This window comes from Micromonospora cabrerizensis (assembly GCF_022230955.1).
Lineage (GTDB): Bacteria > Actinomycetota > Actinomycetes > Mycobacteriales > Micromonosporaceae > Micromonospora > Micromonospora cabrerizensis.
On sequence record NZ_JAKKFI010000052.1, the window covers coordinates 1 to 22603 of the forward strand.

The following is a 22603-nucleotide window of genomic DNA, read 5'->3' on the forward strand; positions in this document are numbered from 1 at the left end:
GGCGGAGTGCACCTCGGCCAGGCCGCGTCCGTTGCTGGACGAGGTGTTCACCCCGGTCGAGGAGGTGACCGGGCAGAGCACCTTCCTCGACGGGCTCAACGCCACCGAACGCGCCAAGCGGCTCCTGGACGTCGTGCGCACCGAGGCGGTCGCCGTGCTCGGGTTGGGCGGCGTCGCGGACATCGGCACCGACCGGCCCTTCCGCGAACTCGGCTTCGACTCGCTGACCGCTGTGGAACTCCGCAACCGACTGGTCACCACGACCGGTCTGCACCTGCCGTCCAGCGTCGTCTTCGACTACCCGAACGCCGCCACGCTCGCCGGTCACCTGGCCGCGCTGCTCGGCACCGACGACAGTGCCACCGCGGAGACGCGCGAGACGATCACCGCCAACGAGCCGATCGCCATCGTCGGCATGGCCTGCCGATACCCCGGCGGGGTCGGTTCGCCGGAGGACCTGTGGCGACTGGTCGACACCGGCACCGACGCCGTCTCCAGTCTCCCCGCCGACCGAGGCTGGGACCTCGACGCTCTCTACGACGCCGACCCGGACGCCCGCGGCACCTCGTACGCGGCGGCCGGCGGCTTCCTCGACGGCGTGGCCGACTTCGACGCCCGGTTCTTCGGCATCTCGCCCCGCGAGGCGCTCGCCATGGACCCGCAGCAGCGCCTGCTGCTGGAGACGTCCTGGGAGGCGGTGGAACGGGCCGGCATCGACCCGACCGCCCTGCGCGGCACCCACACCGGCGTCTTCACCGGCACCAACAGCCACGACTACCCGACCCTGCTGATGGCGGCGCCGGACGCCGTGGAGGGCTACCTGGCCACCGGCAACGCCGCCAGCGTCATCTCCGGCCGGGTGTCGTACGCGCTGGGCCTGGAAGGGCCGTCCGTCTCCGTGGACACCGCCTGCTCGTCGTCACTGGTCGCGTTGCACCTGGCCGCCCAGGCACTGCGGTCCGGTGAGTGCGACCTCGCCCTCGCCGGCGGTGCGATCGTGATGGCCACACCGGGCACGTTCACCGAGTTCTCCCGCCAACGTGGCCTCGCCGCCGACGGCCGGTGCAAGTCGTTCGCCGCCGCCGCCGACGGCACCGGCTGGGCCGAGGGCGTGGGTGTCCTGCTGGTGGAACGCCTCTCCGACGCCCGACGCAACGGCCACCAGGTCCTCGCCCTGGTCCGCGGCAGCGCGATCAACCAGGACGGCGCCTCCAACGGCCTGACCGCCCCGAACGGCCCGGCGCAACAACGGGTGATCCGGGCGGCTCTCGCCGCCGCCGACCTCACGACCGCCGACGTCGACGCGGTCGAGGCGCACGGCACCGGCACCGTCCTCGGCGACCCGATCGAGGCGCAGGCGCTGCTGGCCACCTACGGTCAGGACCGCCCGAAGGACCAACCGCTGTGGCTCGGCTCGATCAAGTCGAACATCGGGCACTCGCAGGCCGCCGCGGGCGTCGCCGGGATCATCAAGATGGTCGAGGCGATGCGACACGAGATCCTTCCGCGAACCCTGCACGTCGACGAGCCGACCCCGCACGTGGACTGGTCCGTCGGCGCGGTGGAACTCCTCACCGAAGCGCGACCGTGGCCGGCCGGCGACCGCCCGCGCCGGGCCGCCATCTCCTCGTTCGGCATGTCCGGCACGAACGCTCACGTGATCATCGAGGAGCCACCGGCCACCGCCGACGACAACGCGTCGGCCCCGCACCGGCCGCAGGCGGGCATCGTGCCGTGGACGCTCTCCGCGCGCAGCCCCGGCGCGCTGCGCGACCAGGCCGCGCGCCTGCTGACCGGGGTGACCGGCGAGGACCAGCCGGACGCGATCGACGTCGGGCACTCACTGGCCACCACCCGCGCGGCGCTGACCGAGCGCCTGGTGGTTCTCGGCCCGCAGCACGCCGACGTCCTGGCGGCGGCCGCGGCCGGCAAGCCGGCCGCGGGCCTGGTGACCGGCGAGACCACCGACGGCAAGCTGGCCTTCGTCTTCTCCGGTCAGGGTTCACAACGGCCCGGCATGGGCCTGGACCTGGTCGAGGCCTTCCCGGTGTACGCGGACGCGTTCGACGCGGTCTGCGCCGAGCTGGACCTCCACCTCGACCGGCCGATCCGGGACGTGACCGCGCACGACGCGGAGGCCCTGGACCAGACGGTCCACACCCAGGCGGCGCTGTTCGCGGTCGAGACCGCGCTCTACCGGCTGGTCGAGTCGTTCGGGGTGACCCCGGACTACCTGGTGGGGCACTCGATCGGGGAGATCGCCGCCGCGCACGTGGCCGGGGTGCTGTCCCTCGCCGACGCGGCGAAGCTGGTCGCGGCCCGGGGCCGGCTGATGCAGGCACTCCCGGCCGATGGCGTGATGGTCGCCGTACGCGCCACCGAGGCGGAGGTGCTGCCGCTGCTGACCGACGGGGTGTCCGTCGCGGCGGTCAACGGTCCGCGCTCGGTGGTGCTGTCCGGCGTGGAAGGTGAGGTCGCCGCCGTCGCCGCCCAGTTCGAGAAGTCGAAGCGGCTGCGGGTCAGTCACGCGTTCCACTCGGTGCTGATGGAGCCGATGCTGACGGAGTTCGCGCAGGTCGCGTCGACGTTGACCTACGGGCAGCCCCGGATTCCCGTGGTGTCGAACCTGACCGGGCAGATCGCCGGGACGCAGGACGCCGGTTACTGGGTGCGGCACGTGCGGGAGGCGGTCCGCTTCGCTGACGGGATCGCCACCCTGGAAGCCGCGGGCGTGACCACGTTCGTGGAGATCGGCCCGGACGGGGTCCTGTCCGCGATGGGCGCGGACTGCGTTGCGGACGCGGTGTTCGTACCCGTGCAACGCTCCGACCGCGACCAGGCCACCTCGCTGCTCACCGCCCTCGCTCAGGTCTTCGTGCGCGGCGTCGCGGTCGACTGGACGCCGTGCTACCCCGGCGCGCGGCGCGTCGACCTGCCCACCTACGCCTTCCAGCACGAGCGCTACTGGCCGGACACCGCGCGGCCCGCCGCCCCCGGCCAGCACCTGACCGACGCCCGCTTCTGGGACGCCGTCGAACGCGCCGACCTCGACCTGATCGCCGGTGACCTCGACAGCGCCGCCCGCGAGGCACTCGACGCCGCCCTGCCGGTCCTCTCCACCTGGCGGCACCGCAGCAGGCAGCACGACACCGTCCGCACCTGGCGGTACCGGGTCACCTGGAAGCCGTTCACGTCGAACGCCACACCCGCCCTCACCGGCACCTGGCTCCTGGTGTCGCCCACCGACGACACCCGATGGGTGCGTACCGCCCTGGAGGAGCACGGCGCGCACGTCATCACCACGACCGTCGATGACACCCTCACCGACCGGGGCGTCCTCACCGACCAGCTCTGGCAGATCGTCTCGGAGACCCCGGACCTGGCCGGTGTCGTCTCCCTCCAGGCCCTCGCCGACGACGGCACCGACCCCGCACTGTCGACGCTGCGCCTGTTGCAGGCACTCGGCGACAGCGGCGGCGCGGGCGCACCACTCTGGTGCCTGACCCGGGGTGCGGTCACCGTCGACCGCACCGACCCGCTGCGCCGACCGTCCCAGGCGACCGTCTGGGGCTTCGGCCGGGCCGTCGCCCTCGACCACCCACGGCGCTGGGGCGGGCTCGTGGACCTGCCCGAGCAGATCGACGAGCGTACCGCCGGGGACCTGGTCGCGGTCCTCGCCGCCGGCGGCGAGGACCAGGTGGCCATCCGCCGCACCGGTACGCACGGACGCCGCCTCGTCCGGGTCACCGCCGACGCCGACGGCACCTCCTGGCAACCGACCGGCACCGTCCTGATCACCGGCGGCACCGGCGGTCTCGGGGCGCACGTCGCCCGCTGGGCGGCCCGGTCCGGCGCGGAACACCTGGTCCTGACCAGCCGGCGCGGAACGGCGGCGCCCGGCGCCGCGGAACTCTCCGCCGAACTCCAGAGCCTCGGCGCCCGGGTGACCATCGCGGCGGTCGACGTCACCGACCGGTCCGCGGTCGCCGACCTGCTCCTCGACGTACACGCCGACCCCACCCCCCTGCGAGCCGTCGTGCACGCGGCCGGCGTCGACCACCCCACCCCGCTGGACGACTGCACCGCCGAGGAGTTCGAGGCGGTCACCCGGGTGAAGGTGGACGGCGCGAGCCACCTCGACGAGCTGCTGGCCGGCCACGACCTCGACGCGTTCGTGCTGTTCTCCTCGATCGCCGGGATCTGGGGCAGCGGCGGTCAGAGCGGCTACGCGGCGGCCAACTCCTACCTGGACGCGCTCGCCGAGCACCGACACGCGACCGGGCTTCCGGCCACGGCGGTCTCCTGGGGCCCCTGGTCCGGGGCGGGCATGGCCGACGACCCCGCGGTCGAGGACCGCCTGCGCCGACGCGGTCTGCTGCCACTCGACCCGGAGGCGGCCATCGCGGCCCTGGCCCGGGCGGTCGGTGGCACCGACGCCACCACCACGGTCGCCGACGTCGACTGGGCGAAGTTCACCCCGGCGTACACCATGGCCCGGCACAGCAGCCTGCTCGCCGACCTGCCGGAGGCCCGCGACGCCCTGGCCGGCGCGGTGGGCGACGGCCCGGAGGTGGGCACCGACGCGGTGACGGCACTGCGCGAGCACCTCACGGCCCTGAGCGAGCAGGACCGGGAGAAGCACCTGCTCGACCTGGTACGCACCGCGGCGGCGACCGTGCTGGGCCACTCCTCGGCGGACAGCATCCCGCCGACCCGGGCGTTCCGGGAACTCGGCTTCGACTCGCTCGCCGCCGTCGAGGTCCGCAACCACCTGAGCCGGGAAACCGGCCTGAAACTGCCCGCCACGCTGGTCTTCGACCGGCCCACCGCGACCGTGCTCGCGCGGTACCTCAAGAACGAGCTCCTGCCCGACACCGCGACGGTCCTGCCCACCGCGGCCGAACTCGACCGGCTCGAACTGGCGCTCACCAGCCGCGACGGCGACGACAGCGGCCGAGCCCGCATCGTCCTGCGCCTGCAGAGCCTGCTGGCGAAGCTGAACACCGGCGGGGCCGAGACCGACGGCGTCGCGGACGCCCTCGCCGACGCCTCCGACGACGAGTTGTTTGACCTGGTCGACAACGACCTCGGTCTGTAACGCCGGACATCCTGCCCCGCCGGCCCGATCAAGGAGCGTTCTGATGGCGGACGAACTACGCCTGCGCGAATCCCTCAAAAAGGTGATCAACGAACTGCAGCGGACCCGCGACCAGGTGCGCGACCTGGAAGCCGCCGACCGTGAGCCGATCGCGATCGTCGGGATGGCCTGCCGCTACCCGGGTGGGATCAACACCCCGGCGGACCTGTGGCGGATCGTCGCCGACGGCGCCGACGTGGTCTCCGGGCTGCCCGACGATCGTGGCTGGGACCTGGCCGCCCTGGCCGGCGACCCGGACGACCGTGGCTCGTCGCACACCGCGCAGGGCGGGTTCGTCGACGCCGTCGCCGACTTCGACGCCGCGTTCTTCGGGATCAGCCCCCGCGAGGCCCTGGCGATGGACCCGCAGCAGCGGCTCCTGCTGGAGGTGTCCTGGGAGGCCATCGAGCGGGCCGGCATCGACCCGACGTCGCTGTCCGGGTCGCGCACCGGTGTGTTCGCGGGCACCAACTCACACGACTACTCGACGCTGCTGATGGGCGCCGCCGACGACGGCCTCGACGGTTACCTGGCCACCGGCAACGCGGCCAGCGTCGCGTCCGGGCGGATCGCCTACACGCTGGGCCTGGAGGGACCGGCGGTGACCGTCGACACGGCCTGCTCGTCGTCGCTGGTGGCGCTGCACCTGGCCGCACAGGCACTGCGACGCGGTGAGTGCTCCCTCGCGCTGGCCGGCGGCGCGGTCGTGATGGCCACCCCCGGCACGTTCGTCGAGTTCTCCCGCCAGGGCGGCCTCGCCGGTGACGGCCGGTGCAAGGCGTTCGCCGCGGCTGCCGACGGCACCGGCTGGGCCGAGGGCGCCGGGATGCTGCTGGTGGAGCGGCTCTCCGACGCGGTGCGCAACGGTCACCGGGTGCTGGCCGTGGTCCGGGGCACCGCGGTCAACCAGGACGGCGCCTCGAACGGCCTGACCGCGCCCAACGGGCCCGCCCAGGAACGGGTGATCCTCCAGGCGCTCGCCGCCGCCGGGCTCTCCGCGGCCGACGTCGACATGGTGGAGGCGCACGGCACCGGCACCACCCTCGGTGACCCGATCGAGGCGCAGGCGCTGCTGGCCACCTACGGTCAGGAGCGGCCCGCCGACCAGCCGCTGTGGCTCGGCTCGATCAAGTCGAACATGGGCCACGCGCAGGCCGCCGCCGGTGTCGGCGGGATCATCAAGGTCGTCCACGCCCTGCGGCACGAGACCATGCCGCGCACGCTGCACGTCGACGAGCCGACGCCCGACGTGGACTGGTCGGCGGGCGCGGTGGAACTCCTCACCGAAGCGCGGCCGTGGCCGGCGGGGGAGCGCGCGCGCCGGGCCGGGGTGTCGTCGTTCGGCATGTCCGGCACGAACGCCCACGTGATCATCGAGGAGCCGCCCGCCGCGCCGGTTGTCGCTCCGGTGGAGGTGACGGGGTCGGGTGCGCCGTGGCTGTTGTCGGGGCGTACCGCGGCGGCGGTCACTGACCAGGCCGCGCGGTTGTCGACCGTGGCGGCGGACGCGTCGTCGGTGGCGTACTCGTTGCTGTCGTCCCGGTCGGTGTTCGACCACCGGGCGGTGGTGCTGGCTCCCGACGTTGCCGGCGGCGTGCAGGCGCTGGCGGACGGTGTCCCGTCGGGCCAGGTGGTCTCCGGTGCGGCGGTTCCTGATGCCGGTGTGGTGTACGTGTTCCCGGGTCAGGGTTCGCAGTGGGTCGGCATGGCGGTGGCTCTGCTGGATGCCGAGCCGGTGTTCGCGGCGCGGATCGCGGAGTGTGCGGCGGCCCTGGATCCGTTCGTGGACTGGAACCTGTTGGAGGTGTTGCGCTCGGACGATCCGTTGGAGCGGGTGGACGTGGTGCAGCCGGTCCTGTGGGCGGTGCACGTCTCCCTGGCGGAGGTGTGGCGGGCCAGGGGTGTGGTGCCGGACGCGGTGATCGGCCATTCGCAGGGGGAGATCGCGGCGGCGTGTGTGGCGGGTGTGCTGTCGCTGGGTGACGCGGCGAAGGTGGTCGCGTTGCGCAGTCAGGCACTGCTGTCGATCGCGGGCACCGGTGGGATGGTGTCGGTCAACGCCGGCCTGGACGTGGTCACCCCGTTGTTGACCGAGGGGGTCAGTGTCGCGGTGGTCAACGGGCCGACCAGTGTCGCCGTGGCCGGTGCTGACCTGGACGCGTTCCTGGCCGCCGCCGAGGCGGCTGGGGTGCGGGCCAGGCGGGTGAAGGTCGATTACGCCTCGCACTGCGCTCTGGTCGAGCCGGTGGAAGCGGAGTTGGCCCGTCTGCTCGACGGGGTGCGCCCGCAGCCGGGTGTGGTGCCGGTGTTCTCCACGGTGGAGGACGGCGGCGTCATGGACGCCGGCTACTGGTATCGCAACCTGCGTCAGCCGGTGCGGTTGGATCTGGCCGTCGAGGCGGCGTACGCGGCCGGGCACCGGATCTTCGTCGAGGTCAGCGCGCACCCCGTGTTGACCGGTGCGATCGCCGACACCGCCGAGGTGGCGACGGTGGGGACGTTGCGTCGTGGTGAGGGTGGCCCCGATCAGCTGGTCCGGTCGTTGGCCGAGGCGTGGGTACGCGGCGCACCCGTCGACTGGACCACCGTCATCCCGGCAGCCCCGCTGGTGGAACTGCCCACGTACGCCTTCCAGCGCCAGCGGTACTGGCCGCGCCCCAGCACCCGCGCGCACGGCGACGCGTCGGCGTTCGGCCTGGCCCCGGTCAGCCACCCGGTCCTCGGTGCGGCCCTCGGACTCGCCGGTGCCGACGGCACGATCGTCGCCGGGCGGCTCTCCCTCAGCACGCACCCGTGGCTCGCCGACCACCGCGTCTCCGGGCGCCTGGTCGTCCCCGGCACCGCGCTGCTCGACCTGGCCATCCGGATCGGTGACCAGCTCGGCTGCGCGATCGTCGCCGACCTCACCCTGGAACGGCCGCTGATCGTGCCCGACCAGGCCGGTCTGGCACTACAGGCGGTGGTCGACGCCGCCGGGGACGGGCCGGACCGGGCGTTCACCCTCTACGCCCGGCCGGACACCGCCGACGCCGAACAGCCCTGGACCCGGCACGCGACCGGTCTGCTCAGCACCACCCGACCGCAAGCACCGGAACCCCTCCCGGTCTGGCCGCCGGCCGGCGCGCAGACCGTGCCGGTGGACGGCTTCTACCCGGACCTGGAAGCCCGTGGCTACGGCTACGGACCGGCGTTCCAGGGACTGCGGGCGATCTGGCGCTCCGGCGACGACGTGTACGCCGAGGTCGCCCTGCCCCGGGGGACCGAGGCCGACGCGTACGGGCTGCACCCGGCGCTGCTCGACGCGGCACTGCACCCGATCGGCCTGGCCCTCGGACCGGCCGGCCCGGAACAGGGCGGGCTGCTGCCGTTCTCGTGGACCGACGTGGACCTGCTCGCGACCGGTGCGGAGGTGCTGCGCGTCCGGCTGCGCCCGCAGGGGGTCGACACCGTCTCGGTGCTCGCCGCCGACCAGACCGGAAGCCCGGTCCTGTCGATCGCCTCGCTCGTGCTGCGCCCGATCGCCGCGGGTGCCCTGAAGGCGGCCGACGACCCGGCCCGGGACTCGCTGTTCCGTCTCGACTGGACCCCGCTGACCCTTCCCGCCGGGGGTGCACCGGCCCTCGTCGCGATCCTCGGCACCGACGAGATCGGCCTGTCCGCGGCCATCGCCGAGGCCGGGCACGACGTCGTGGCGTACGCCGATCTCGGCGGCGACGCGAGCCGACGCCCGGACCTGGTCGTCGCGCCCCTCGGCCCGGGCGGCACCGCCGGTGCCGTCGCCACGGCCGCGACCAGCGCGACCCAATCCTTCCTCGCCCTCTTGCAGGACTGGCTAGCCGGGCCGGACGCCCGGCTCGTGGTGGTGACCCGCCACGCGGTCTCGACCGGCCCGGAGGACCCGATCGAGGACCTGGTGCACGCCCCGCTGTGGGGCCTGGTCCGCGCCGCGCAGGCGGAGAACCCGGACCGGCTCCAACTCGCCGACCTGGACGGCGACGCCGCCTCGGCGGCCGCTCTGGTCGCCGCCACCGGCACCGGGGAGCCGCAGGTCGCGCTGCGAGGAGGCACCGCGCACGCGCTGCGCCTGGCCCGCGCCGCGACCACCTCGGCCCTGGTCCTGCCCGACGGCGACGAGCCGTGGCGCCTCGACGTGCGCGAGCGGGGCACCTTCGACAACCTGGAGCTGCTGCCCTGCCCGGAGATCGGCTGGGACCTGCCGGACGGTCACGTGCGCGTCCGCATCCACGCCAGCGGCCTGAACTTCCGCGACGTGGTGCTGACCCTCGGCATGGTTCCCGACCAGCAGGTGCTCGGCAACGAGGCGGCCGGTGAGATCGTCGAGGTCGGGCCGGGGGTGAGCGGCTACGCCGTCGGCGACCGGGTGATGGGCCTCTTCTCCGGCTCGATGGCACCGATCGGCGTCACCGACCACCGGATGATCGCCAAGGTCCCGGACGACTGGTCGTACCCGGTCGCCGCCACCGTGCCGGTCGCGTTCCTCACCGCCTACTTCGGCCTGGTCGACGCCGGCCACCTGCGCGCCGGGCAGTCGGTGCTGGTGCACGCCGCGACCGGCGGCGTCGGCATGGCCGCCGTCCAACTGGCCCGGCACTTCGGCGCCGACGTGTTCGGCACCGCCAGCCCCGGCAAGTGGGACGTGCTGCGCGCCAACGGCTTCGCCGACGACCGGATCGCCTCGTCGCGCAGCCTCGACTTCGAGCAGCGCATCCTCGCGGCGAGCGACGGCCGCGGCGTCGACGTGGTCCTCGACTCCCTGGCCGGTGAGTTCATCGACGCGTCGCTGCGGCTGCTGCCGCGCGGCGGGCGGTTCGTCGAGATGGGCAAGACCGACATCCGCAACGCCGACACGGTGGCCGCCGAGCACCCGGGCGTCGGCTACCAGGCGTTCGACCTCATCGAGGCCGGCGGGGACCGGATCCGCGAGATCTGGACCGACCTGATCGCCCTCTTCGCGGCCGGGCACCTGCGCCCGATGCCGCTGCGCACCTGGGACCTGCGCCGCGCGCCGGAGGCGTTCCGCTTCCTCAGCCAGGCCCGGCACATCGGCAAGATCGCCCTCACCCTGCCGCCCCGGCCGAACCCCGAGGGCACCGTGCTGATCACCGGCGGCACCGGCACGCTCGGCGCGCTGATGGCCCGGCACTTCGCCCGACAGGGCCGCCGGCACCTGCTGCTCACCAGCCGGCGCGGCCCGCAGGCTCCCGGCGCCGCCGAGCTGTGCGCGGAACTCGCCGAGCTGGGCGCGCAGGCCCACGTCGTCGCCTGCGACACCGCCGACCGGGACGCCCTGGCCGGACTGCTCGCCGGCATCCCGGCCGCGCACCCGCTCAGCACGGTGGTGCACGCCGCCGGCGTCCTCGCCGACGGGGTGGTCGGCTCGCTGACACCGGAGCGCCTGGACGAGGTGATGCGGCCCAAGGTCGACGCCGCCTGGCATCTGCACGAGCTGACCCGTTCGGCGCCGGTCGCCGAGTTCGTCCTCTTCTCCGCCGGCGCCGGCACCTTCGGCGGCGCCGGGCAGGCCAACTACGCGGCGGCGAACACCTTCCTCGACGCCCTCGCCCAGCACCGGCGCGACCAGGGGCTGCCCGCGGTGGCGCTGGCCTGGGGCCTGTGGGCCGACGCCAGTGGGATGACCGGTCACCTGGACGCGACCGACCACGCCCGGATGGCCCGCGGTGGGATGGCCCCGCTCACCGCCGGGCAGGGACTCGCCCTGCTGGACGCGGCACTGCGCCACGACGAGGCGATCCTCGTCCCGGCGAACATCGACACCGGGATCCTGCGCGGGCAGGGCGGGGCGGTGGCACCACTGCTGCGCGGCCTCGTGCGGGCCCCGGCCCGCCGGGCGGCGGCCGCCGCCGCCGACACCGGCGACGACCTGGGCCGGCGGTTGGCCGGGCTGGGTGCGGCGGACCAGCAGCGGATCCTTCTCGATCTGGTACGCGGGCACGCCACAGTGGTGCTCGGCCGACCCGCCTCGGAGCCGATCGAGGCCACCCGCGCCTTCAAGGAACTCGGCTTCGACTCGCTGACCGCCGTCGAGCTGCGCAACCGGCTCAACGGCGCGACCGGACTGCGACTGCCCGCCACGCTCGTCTTCGACTACCCGAACGCCCAGGCGCTCGCCGAGCACCTCGGCAAGGAACTCACCACCGGCGCCGAGCCGGACGGCAACGCCGTGCACGTCGCGTTCGACCGGCTGAGCGGAGCGATCTCCGCGCTGGACGCCGAGGCGCTGGCCGGCACCGGCATCACGGCCCGGCTGCGGGAACTTCTCGCCGCCGTGGAACCGGCCTCGGCGGTGCCCGCCACGGCGACGTCCGACGACGCCGACCTCGACAGCGCCTCCGCCGAGGACATCTTCGACCTGATCGACAACGAACTCGAATTCCCGTGATCCACCACTTCCGTCCTAGGGGAGGGCCGAACGATGGCCGATGAGCAGCAGCTTCTCGACTACCTCAAGAAGGTCACCGCTGATCTGCGGCGCACCAAGCGTCAGCTGCAGGCCGTCGAGTCACGCGACCAGGAGCCCATCGCGATCGTCGCGATGAGCTGCCGCTTCCCGGGCGGTGTGAACAGCCCGGAACAGCTGTGGCGGATGCTCGCCGACGGCCGCGACGGCATCACCGAGTTCCCCGCCGACCGGGGATGGAACGTCGAGGAGCTCTACGACCCCGACCCGGAGCACCGCGGCACCACGTACACCAAGCACGGCGGGTTCATCGACGAGGTCGGCGAGTTCGACGCCGCGTTCTTCGGGATCTCACCGCGTGAGGCGCTCACCATGGACCCGCAGCAGCGACTGCTGCTCGAGTCGGCGTGGGAGACGTTCGAACGCGCCGGGATCGACCCGCTGTCGCTGCGCGGCACCAGCACCGGTGTCTACGCGGGCGTCACCATGCAGGACTACAGCGCCCGGGTGCTGATGAGCGCGCCGGACGCCATCGAGGGACAGTTGCTCACCGGCAGCTCGACCAGCGTGGTGTCCGGGCGGATCGCGTACTCCCTCGGCCTGGAGGGGCCGGCCGTCACGATCGACACCGCCTGCTCCTCGTCGCTGGTCGCCGTACACCTGGCGGCCCAGGCGCTGCGCCGCGACGAGTGTTCCCTGGCCCTCGCCGGTGGCGTCGCCATCATGTCGACGCCGACCCCGTTCGTGGAGTTCAGCCGGCAACGTGGCCTGGCCCGCGACGGCCGCTGCAAGCCGTTCGCCGCAGCCGCCGACGGCACCGGCTGGGCCGAGGGCGTCGGCCTGGTGCTGCTGGAGAAGCTCTCCGACGCGCAGCGCCGGGGTCACCCGGTCATCGCGGTGGTCCGCGGCAGCGCCCTCAACCAGGACGGCGCGTCGAACGGTCTCACCGCCCCGAACGGCCCCGCCCAGCAGCGCATGATCCGTCAGGCGCTCGCCGACGCGAAGCTGACCGCCGCCCAGGTCGACGTGGTCGAGACCCACGGCACCGGCACCACCCTCGGCGACCCGATCGAGGCGCAGGCCCTGATCGCCACCTACGGCAGGCAACGCGCCGCCGAACGGCCCCTGCTGATCGGGTCGGTCAAGTCGAACATCGGCCACACCCAGGCCGCCGCCGGCATCGCCGGCATGATGAAGATGGCACTGGCCATCCAGCACGGCGTGGTCCCGCCCACCCTGCACGTCGACGAGCCCACCCCGCAGGTCGACTGGTCCGCCGGCACGGTCGCGCTGGCCACCGAACGCCTGCCCTGGCCGGACACCGGGCTGCCCCGCCGCGGTGGTGTGTCGGCCTTCGGGGTCAGCGGCACCAACGCGCACGTGATCCTGGAGGAGGCGCCCGCCCCGGCGTCCGACGCGGTGCCGCCGACGCCGGCCCGCTGGGCCCTGCCCTGGGTGCTGTCCGGGCGTACCGAGGCGGCCCTGCGCGACCAGGCCCACCGCCTCGCCACCCATCTGGACACCGTCGGACCCGTCGACCCGGCGGACGTCGGTTTCTCCCTGGCCACCACCCGGGCCGCCCTGGAACACCGGGCCGTGCTGGTCGGCCGCGACCTGACGAGCCTGCGCGAGCGCCTGGACGCGTTCGCCGCCCAGGGGCCGGACACCGCGGACGCGTACGCCTGCCGTGGTGAGGCGACCGGCGCGGTGCTGGTCTTCCCCGGCCAGGGCTCCCAGTGGGTGGGGATGGCCGCCGAGCTGATGGACAGCGCGCCGGTGTTCGCCGCCCGGATCGAGCAGTGCGCGGCGGCCCTGCGGCCGTACACCGACTGGTCGCTGCTCGACGTGCTGCGCTCCACCGACCCGACCGTGCTGAAGCGGGTCGACGTGGTGCAGCCCGCGCTCTGGGCCGTCATGGTCTCGCTCGCCGAGCTGTGGCGCTCCTACGGTGTCACCCCGGCCGCGGTCGTCGGCCACTCCCAGGGCGAGATCGCCGCGGCGGTCGTCGCCGGCGCGCTGTCCCTGGAGGACGGCGCGAAGGTCGTCGCGCTGCGCAGCCAGGCCCTGTCGGCGCTGTCCGGCCTCGGCGGCATGGTCTCGGTCGCGGCCACCGCCGACGCGGTGCGGCAACGACTGGAGACGTACCCGGGTCGGATCAGCGTCGCCGCGGTCAACGGGCCGGCCTCGGTGGTCGTGGCCGGCGACGCGGACGCCCTGGACGAGTTGCTGGCCGAGTGCGAGCGCGACGGTGTACGAGCCCGGCGGATCAACGTGGACTACGCCTCGCACTCCGCGCACGTGGAGCGGATCCGCGACGCCGTGCTGGCCGCCCTGGAGGGGCTCGCGCCCGGCCCGGCGGCCATCCCGTTCTACTCCACGGTCACCGGCGAGCCGCTGGACACCACGACGCTGGACGGCGACTACTGGTTCCGCAACCTGCGCCAACAGGTCCTCTTCGCGCAGACCGTGCACCGTCTGCGCGCCGACGGGCACACCGTCTTCGTCGAGTGCAGCCCGCACCCCGTCCTGACCGGCGGGCTCACCGAACTGCTCGGCGGCACGGACGACGACGCCGCCGCGGTCATCGGAAGCCTGCGCCGCGACGAGGGCGGCCTCGACCGGTTCACCCGGTCACTGGCCGAGGCGCACGTGCACGGCGTCCGACTGGACTGGCCGGCGGTGTTCCCCGGAGCGCGTACCGTCGCCCTGCCCACGTACCCGTTCCAGCACCAGCGCTTCTGGCTGGAGGTGGAGTTCGGCGCCGCCGACCCGGGCACCGGCACCGGCAGCGGCAGCCCGGCCGAGGCCGGCTTCTGGGCGGCCGTGGACCGCGCCGACGTCGGCGCGCTCACCGCCACCCTCGGCGTGCCCGGTGAGGTGGTCGAGCCGATCCTGCCCAGCCTCACGTCGTGGCACCGGGGCAGTCGCGACCAGGCGACCGTCGACTCCTGGCGGTACCACATCGCGTGGCGCCCGCACCCGGGAGGCGCCGACGGCACCCCCGCCGGCACCTGGCTGGTCCTGGTGCCCGCCGGGCGGCGCGACGACGACCGGGTCACCGCGACCCTCGACGCCCTCGGCCAGCACGCCGCCGGTGTCATCGCCGTCGAGGTCGACACCCGCACCGCCGACCGGGACTCGCTGGCCGACACCCTGCGCGGCGCGCAGCCCGGGGGCGTCCTCTCGCTGCTCGCCCTGGACGAACAGCCGCTGCCGGACCACCCGGACGTGCCGGCCGGCTTCGCCGCCACGGTCGCCCTCACCCAGGCACTCGGGATGGCCGACCTCGGTGCGCCCCTGTGGTGCGCCACCTCGGGGGCGGTGTCGGTCGGTCGTACCGACCCGGTCACCAACCCGGCCCAGGCCCTGGTCTGGGGCTTCGGGCGGGTTGCCGCGCTGGAGCACCCGGACCGGTGGGGCGGGCTCGTCGATCTCCCGGCCGAACTGGACGACCGCACCCGACGACTGCTCGCCACCGTTGTCTCCGGCGCCACCGGCGAGGACCAGGTGGCACTGCGCAGCAGCGGCGTCTTCGGCCGCCGGCTGGTCCGCGCGCCGCTCGCCGAGACGGCCCCGACCCGCCGCTGGAACCCCGAGGGCACCGTCCTGATCACCGGCGGCACGGGCGCCCTGGGTGGTCACATCGCCCGTTGGCTGGCCCGCTCCGGCGCCGGGCACCTGCTGCTGCTCAGCCGTCGCGGACCGGACGCGCCGGGCGCCGCCGACCTCACCGCCGAACTCACCGGACTGGGCACCACGGTCTCCGTGGTGGCCTGCGACGCCGGCGACCGGGACGCGCTGGCCCGGGTCCTCGCGGACGTTCCGGCCGAGCACCCGTTGACCGCCGTGGTGCACACCGCCGCCGCCATCGACGACACCGTCGTCGACGGCCTCGACGCCGACCGGATGTCGCGTGCCCTGCACGCCAAGATGACCGCCGCGGCCAACCTGGACGAGCTGACCCGCGACCTGGACCTCGCCGTCTTCATGCTCTGCTCGTCGGTGGCCGGCACCCTGGCCAGCTCCGGCGTGGGCAACTACGCCCCGGCCAACGCCTACCTCGACGCGCTCGCCCAGCAGCGCCGCGCCGCCGGCCGGCACGCCCTCTCGGTGGCCTGGGGCGCCTGGGACGGCGGCGGCCTCGCCGACGGCCGGTTCGGCGACCTGCTCGACCGGCACGGTATGCCCGGGATGCGACCGGCCCTCGCCATCGAGGCGCTGCGCGGCGCGGTCGACCACGACGAGACGTACCTCGCCATCGCCGACATCGCCTGGGACCGCTACTTCGTCGCGTTCACCGCCACCCGTGCGGCCCCCCTGCTCGACGCGGTGCCCGAGGTGCGGGCACTGCGGTCACGCTCCGCGACGAGCGCGGCCGGCGACCCGGCCGCAACACCCACCAACGGGTACGCCCGGCAGCTCGCCGGCCAGTCCGAGGCCGACCAGCGGCGAACCCTGCTCGACCTGGTCCGCGCCCAGGTGGCCGCGGTGCTCAGCTACCCGTCGCCGGAGGCGGTCGAACCACGCCGCACCTTCCAGGAACTCGGCTTCGACTCGGTGACCGGCGTCGAGCTGCGCAACCGGCTGGCCCGCGCCACCGGCCTGCGCCTGCCGGCCACCATGGTCTTCGACCACCCGTCGCCGCACGCCCTCAGCGCCCGTCTGCGGGAGCAGCTCGTGGACACCGACCCGGGACCGGCCACCCCGGCCCCGACGACCCCGGTGGCGGTCGACGAGCCGATCGCCATCGTCGGCATGAGCTGCCGCTACCCGGGCGGCGTCGGCTCCCCGGAGGACCTGTGGCGGCTGGTCAGCGCGGACGGCGACGGCATGGGCGCCTTTCCCGCGGATCGGGGCTGGGATTTAGGGGTGTTGTTCGATCCCGATCCCGACAACGCTGGGACCACATACACCCGGAATGGCGGGTTCCTCTACGACGTAGGTGAGTTCGATGCCGAATTCTTTGGTGTCAATCCGCGTGAGGCATTAGCGATGGATCCTCAGCAGCGGCTGTTGTTGGAAGCCTCGTGGGAGGCCGTCGAGCGCGCCGGAATCGACCCGGCGGGTCTCGCCGGTTCGCGTACGGGCGTCTTCGCCGGCACCAACGGCTCCGACTACTCGGCCGTGCTGTTCGGCGCCTCCGAAGGCCTGGAGGGCTACCTGGCGACCGGCAACGCCGGCGCGGTCCTGTCCGGCCGGGTGTCCTACGTGCTGGGCCTGGAGGGCCCGGCGGTCACCGTCGACACGGCCTGCTCGTCGTCCCTGGTCGCGCTGCACCTCGCGGCGCAGGCCCTGCGCAGCGGCGAGTGCGATCTCGCCCTGGCCGGTGGGGTGACCGTGATGGCCACCCCGTCGCTGTTCGTCGGTTTCTCCCGTCAACGGGGCCTGGCCGCCGACGGGCGCTGCAAGGCCTTCGCGGGTGCCGCCGACGGCACCGGGTTCTCCGAGGGCGTCGGAATGCTCCTCGTGGAAAGGCTTTCCGACGCGCGCCGCAACGGCCACCGCGTACTCGCCGTGGTGCGCGGTTCCGCCGTCAATCAGGACGGTGCCTCGAATGGTCTGACCGCGCCGAACGGGCCTTCCCAACAACGCGTCATCCGGGCCGCTCTCGCCAATTCCGGATTGTCCGCCGCGGATGTCGACGTGGTCGAGGCGCACGGCACCGGCACCCGGCTCGGCGACCCGATCGAGGCCCAGGCGTTGCTGGCCACCTACGGTCAGGAACGTCCCGCCGACCAGCCACTGTGGCTCGGCTCGGTCAAGTCGAACATCGGCCACACCCAGGCCGCCGCCGGGGTCGCCGGCATCATCAAGATGGTCGAGGCGCTGCGCCACGGCACCCTGCCGCGGACCCTGCACGTGGACGAGCCGACGCCGCAGGTGGACTGGTCCGACGGCGCGGTGGAACTGCTCACCGAGGCGCGGCCGTGGAGTGCGGGCGAGCGCCCGCGTCGGGCCGGTGTCTCCTCGTTCGGCGTCTCCGGCACCAACGCCCACGTGATCATCGAGGAAGCCCCGGCCGTCGACGCCGACGAGGTCACCGCGACGACCTCGGACGTGCCGTGGCTGCTCACCGGGCGCACCGCGAAGGCGATCGCCGACCAGGCGCAGCGGCTTTCCGCGCTGGACGCCGCACCCGGCGAGGTGGCCTACTCGCTGGCCGCGACCCGCTCGGCGTTCAGCCAGCGGGCCGTCGTGCTCGGCCCGGACCACGCGCCCGGTCTGGACGCGCTGGTCGACGGCCTGCCGTCCAGCTCGGTGATCTCCGGGTCGACGTACCCGGACGCGGAGGTCGTCTTCGTCTTTCCCGGCCAGGGTTCACAGTGGATCGGCATGGCGGTGGGCCTGCTCGACGCCGAGCCGGTCTTCGCGGCCCGGATCGCCGAGTGCGCCGCGGCCCTGGACGCGTTCGTCGACTGGAACCTGCTCGACGTCCTGCGCTCCGACGACCCGCGGTGGCTGGAGCGGGTGGACGTCGTGCAACCCGCCCTCTGGGCGGTCAACGTCGCCCTCGCCGACGTCTGGCGGGCCAGGGGTGTCGTACCGGACGCGGTGATCGGTCACTCGCAGGGCGAGATCGCGGCGGCCTGTGTCGCGGGCGTCCTGTCCCTCGGCGACGCGGCCAAGGTGGTCGCGCTGCGCAGCCGGGCGCTGCTGACGATTGCCGGCACCGGCGGCATGGTCTCGGTCAACGCCGGCCTGGACGTGGTCACCCCGCTGCTTCCCGACGGGGTGAGCGTCGCGGCCGTCAACGGCCCGACCAGCGTGGTCGTCGCCGGTGTTCCCGCCAGTCTCGACGTCTTCCTGGCCGTCGCGGAGGCGGCCGGCGTACGGGCCCGGCGGGTGAGGGTCGACTACGCCTCGCACTGCGCCCTGGTCGAGCCGGTCGAGGCCGAGCTGGCCCGGCTGCTCGACGGTGTCACTCCGCTGGCCGGCGAGGTGCCGGTGTTCTCCACCGTCGCCGACGGCGGCGCGATGGATGCCGGCTACTGGTACCGCAACCTGCGCCAGCCGGTGCGCCTGGACCAGGCCGTCGACGCCGCGTACGCCGCCGGTCACCGCATCTTCATCGAGGTTAGCGCCCACCCGGTGCTCACCGGCGCGATCGCCGACACGGTGGACGCGGCCACGATCGGCACACTGCGCCGCGACGCCGGTGGCACCGACCAGGTCGTACGGTCGCTGGCCGAGGCCTGGGTGCAGGGCGCCCCGGTCGACTGGAGCACGGTCATCCCGGCCACCCGGGTGGTGGACCTGCCGACGTACCCGTTCCAACACCAGCGTTTCTGGCCCACCGGTGGCGGCGCGATGAGCGCGGCCGACCCGGTGGACAGCGAGTTCTGGCAGGCCGTCGAGGACGGCGACCTCAGCCCGCTGGGCATCACCGGCGACGGCGGCGACCTGCTGCCCGTGCTCGCCGCCTGGCGGCGCACCCGCAGGGAGAGGGACACCACCGACACCTGGCGCTACACCGTCGGCTGGACCCCGATCCCGGACGCCGGCACACCGCCCCGGCTCGACGGCACCTGGCTGCTCGTCGTACCGGACACCACCGACCAGCACCGGATCGCCACCGACTGCGCCGCCGCCCTGCGTGAGCACGGCGCCGAGGTCCTGGAGATCGCACCCGCCACCACCGAGCGCTCCGAGCTGGCCAGTCTGCTGAACCGGCTCTCCGACATCGACATCCCGCTGGCCGGCGTCCTGTCGCTGCTCGCGCTCGACCAACGTCCGGATCGAGAGAACCCGCAGATCACCACCGGGACGACCGCCACGCTGACGCTGCTGCAGACGCTCGGCGACATCGGTTCCCCGGCGAAACTGTGGTGCGTCACCCGTGGGGCGGTTGCCGTCGCCCCCGGCGAGGACGTGCCGCATCCGGCCCAGGCGATGCTCTGGGGCCTTGGACCCGTACTCGAGGCCGAGGACCCGCAGCGCTTCGGCGGGCTGATCGATCTGCCCGACACTCTCGACCCGGTGGCCGGAACCCGGCTCGTCGTCACCCTTCGCGGCGAGCCGGGTTCGACCGGCGAGAACCAGGTGGCCATCCGGTCCGCGGGGGCGGTCGCCCGCCGCCTGCGACCGGCACCGCTCACGTCCTCGGCACCGACGACCGGATGGGCGCCGACCGGCACCACCCTGGTCACCGGTGGCACCGGGGCGATCGGCGCACACGTGGCCCGATGGCTGGCCGGACGCGGCGCCGAGCACCTGGTGCTCACCAGCCGCCGCGGCCCGGACGCCCCCGGTGCCGACGACCTGCGTACCGAGTTGGAGCAACTCGGCGCCCGGGTCACCATCGCCGCCTGCGACGTCGCCGACCGTGACGCGCTCCGCGGCGTGCTCGACGGCATCGACGACCTGACCGCCGTCTTCCACCTCGCCGGCACCCGCGACTCCGGCCTGCTGACCGGGCTGACCGGTGCGCGTCTGGCCGCCGTGGCCGCCGGCCGGGCGACCGGTGCCCGTCACCTGCACGAGTTGACCCGCGATCACGACCTGACCGCGTTCGTGCTGTTCTCGGCGCTCGCCGGGACCCTCGGCAGCACCGGGCAGGGCGCGTACGCCGCCACGAACGCGTACCTCGACGCCCTAGCCGACCGGCGCACCGCCGCCGGCCTGCCCGCCACCTCGATCACCTGGAGCGGGTGGGCGCAGAGCGAGGCCACCGACGGCCCCGCGACCACCCCGCTGCCCACCCCGTCCGCCCTGACCGCGCTCGGTCAGGTCCTCGACCACGCGGACACCCGGATCGTGCTGGCCGACATCGCCTGGGACCGCTTCACCGAGCAGCACCCGGCCGGCCCGCCGCTCCTGGTCAGCGACCTGCCCGCGGTCCGTGCCGCGGTGGCCGCCGGCACCGGCGACCCGGCGAGCGCGCCGTGGCTGCGCCGGATCGACGGTCTGGACCCGGCCGAGCGGGACGCCGTCCTGCTCGATCTGGTCCGCGCCCAGGCGGCCTCGGTGCTCGGCCACCCCGACAGCACCGCTGTCGAGCCGGACCGGGCGTTCAAGGAACTGGGATTCGACTCCCTGACGGCGGTGCAGCTGCGCAACCAGATCAGCGTGGCGACCGGCGTCAAGCTCCCGGCGACCCTGGCCTTCGACCACCCCAACGCCCGGACCCTCACCGCACACCTGGTGGGCCGGATCGTCGGTGACTCGGCTGCCGAGCTGCCGCTGCTGGCCGAGGTGGACCGGCTCGCCGGGCTGATCGCCGGGCGAACCCTCGACAAGGGCGCGCGGTCGCAGCTCACCGCGCGGCTCCAGACACTCCTGGCCGACCTGCACGGCACCACCGAACACAGCGGCGACACCGTCACCGAGAAGCTCCAGTCGGCCAGCGCCGACGAGATCTTCGACTTCATCGACACGCAACTTTCGGTGTCCTGACCGAACGATGCGCGCATCCTCGGAGGGGTTGGCAAGCGATGCTGACTGAAGACAAGCTCCTCGACTACCTGAAGCGGGTCACCGCCGACCTGCACCAGACGCGGCAACGGCTGCGCGAGGTCGAGGCGGGCGAGCAGGAGCCCATCGCCATCATCGGCATGGGCTGCCGGTTCCCCGGCGACGTGCGTTCCCCCGAGGACCTGTGGCAACTGCTGCTCGACGGGCGCGACGCCATGGCCGAGTTCCCGGACGACCGGGGCTGGGACCTGGACGCCCTGTTCGGCGACGGCGCGGCGGGCACCTCCGACGCCCACCAGGCCGGCTTCGTCTACGACGCGGCCGACTTCGACGCGGCCTTCTTCGGCATCTCGCCCCGCGAGGCCACCGCGATGGACCCGCAGCAGCGGATGCTGCTGGAGGTCACCTGGGAGGCACTGGAGCAGGCCGGAATCGACCCGTCGACGCTGAAGGGCAGCCAGACCGGCGTCTTCGCCGGCACCGCCGGCCAGGACTACGGCACGTTGCTGCTGGGCGCCTCCGAGGGCCTGGAGGGGCACCTGCTCACCGGCAACGCCGCCGCGGTCGTCTCCGGCCGGGTCTCGTACTGCCTCGGGCTGGAGGGCCCGGCGGTCACCGTCGACACCGCGTGCTCGTCGTCGCTGGTGGCGCTGCACCTCGCCGCGCAGGCCCTGCGCCAGCAGGAGTGCGGGCTCGCGCTGGCCGGCGGCGCCACCGTGATGGCCACCCCCGGCGCGTTCCTGGAGTTCTCCCGCCAGGGCGGGCTGTCCGGCGACGGGCGGTGCAAGGCGTTCGCCGCCGCGGCCGACGGCACCGGCTGGGCGGAGGGCGCCGGTGTGCTGGTCCTGGAGCGGCTCAGCGACGCGCAACGCAACGGCCACCAGATCCTCGCCGTGATCCGCGGCTCGGCGGTCAACCAGGACGGCGCCTCCAACGGGCTCAGCGCGCCGAACGGCCCGGCGCAGCAGCGCGTCATCCAACGGGCGCTGGCCAACGCCGGCCTCACCCCGGCACAGATCGACACGGTCGAGGCGCACGGCACCGGCACCAGCCTCGGCGACCCGATCGAGGCCCAGGCCCTCCTCGCCACCTACGGGCAGGACCGCGACCCGGAGCACCCGCTGTGGCTCGGCTCGATCAAGTCCAACCTCGGGCACACCCAGGCCGCCGCGGGTGTCGCCGGCATCATCAAGATGGTCCTGGCGATGCGTGCCGGTGTCCTGCCGCAGACGCTGCACGTCGACGAGCCGACCCCGCAGGTCGACTGGTCCGAGGGCGCCGTCGAGCTGCTCACCAGCCGGCGGCCGTGGCCGCGGACCGGGGAGCCACGCCGCTCGGCGGTCTCCTCCTTCGGGGTCAGCGGCACGAACGTGCACGTGGTCCTCGAACAGGCCCCGGAGGTCACCGACGACAACGCACCGGCACCGGCGCTCACCCCGACGCCGGACGGACCGTGGTTGCTGTCCGGACGTACCGAACGGGCACTGCGGGCGCAGGCGGCGAAACTGCTCGCCCGGGTGGCCGGCGACGACCGGGTCGACCTGCGCGACCTGGCGTACGCCCTGACGGCCGCCCGCGGCACGTTCGACCACCGGGCGGTGATCCTCCCCGGTGAC

3 protein-coding genes and 1 pseudogene are annotated in these 22603 nt (G+C 74.0%); all 4 read left to right on the plus strand.

Translation table 11 applies throughout. The annotated features are described in order from the left end of the window. On the plus strand, nt 1-5098 hold a 5098-nt coding region (locus LADH09A_RS31635), incomplete at its 5' end, for a type I polyketide synthase (RefSeq protein ID WP_443677153.1). An 82-nt stretch (nt 5099-5180) separates the two neighbouring features. Further along, complete coding sequence (locus LADH09A_RS09980; protein ID WP_372492255.1) at nt 5181-11558, plus strand: type I polyketide synthase; 6378 nt, start codon at nt 5181-5183, stop codon at nt 11556-11558. A 33-nt stretch (nt 11559-11591) separates the two neighbouring features. Further along, on the plus strand, nt 11592-20969 hold the full coding sequence (locus LADH09A_RS09985; RefSeq protein WP_238644600.1) for a type I polyketide synthase: 9378 nt from the start codon (nt 11592-11594) through the stop codon (nt 20967-20969). Nucleotides 20970-21007: 38 nt separating this feature from the next. Continuing rightward, nucleotides 21008-22588: pseudogene (locus LADH09A_RS32220) on the plus strand (type I polyketide synthase); the annotation flags it as partial. Between the last annotated feature and the right edge of the window lie 15 nt (nt 22589-22603).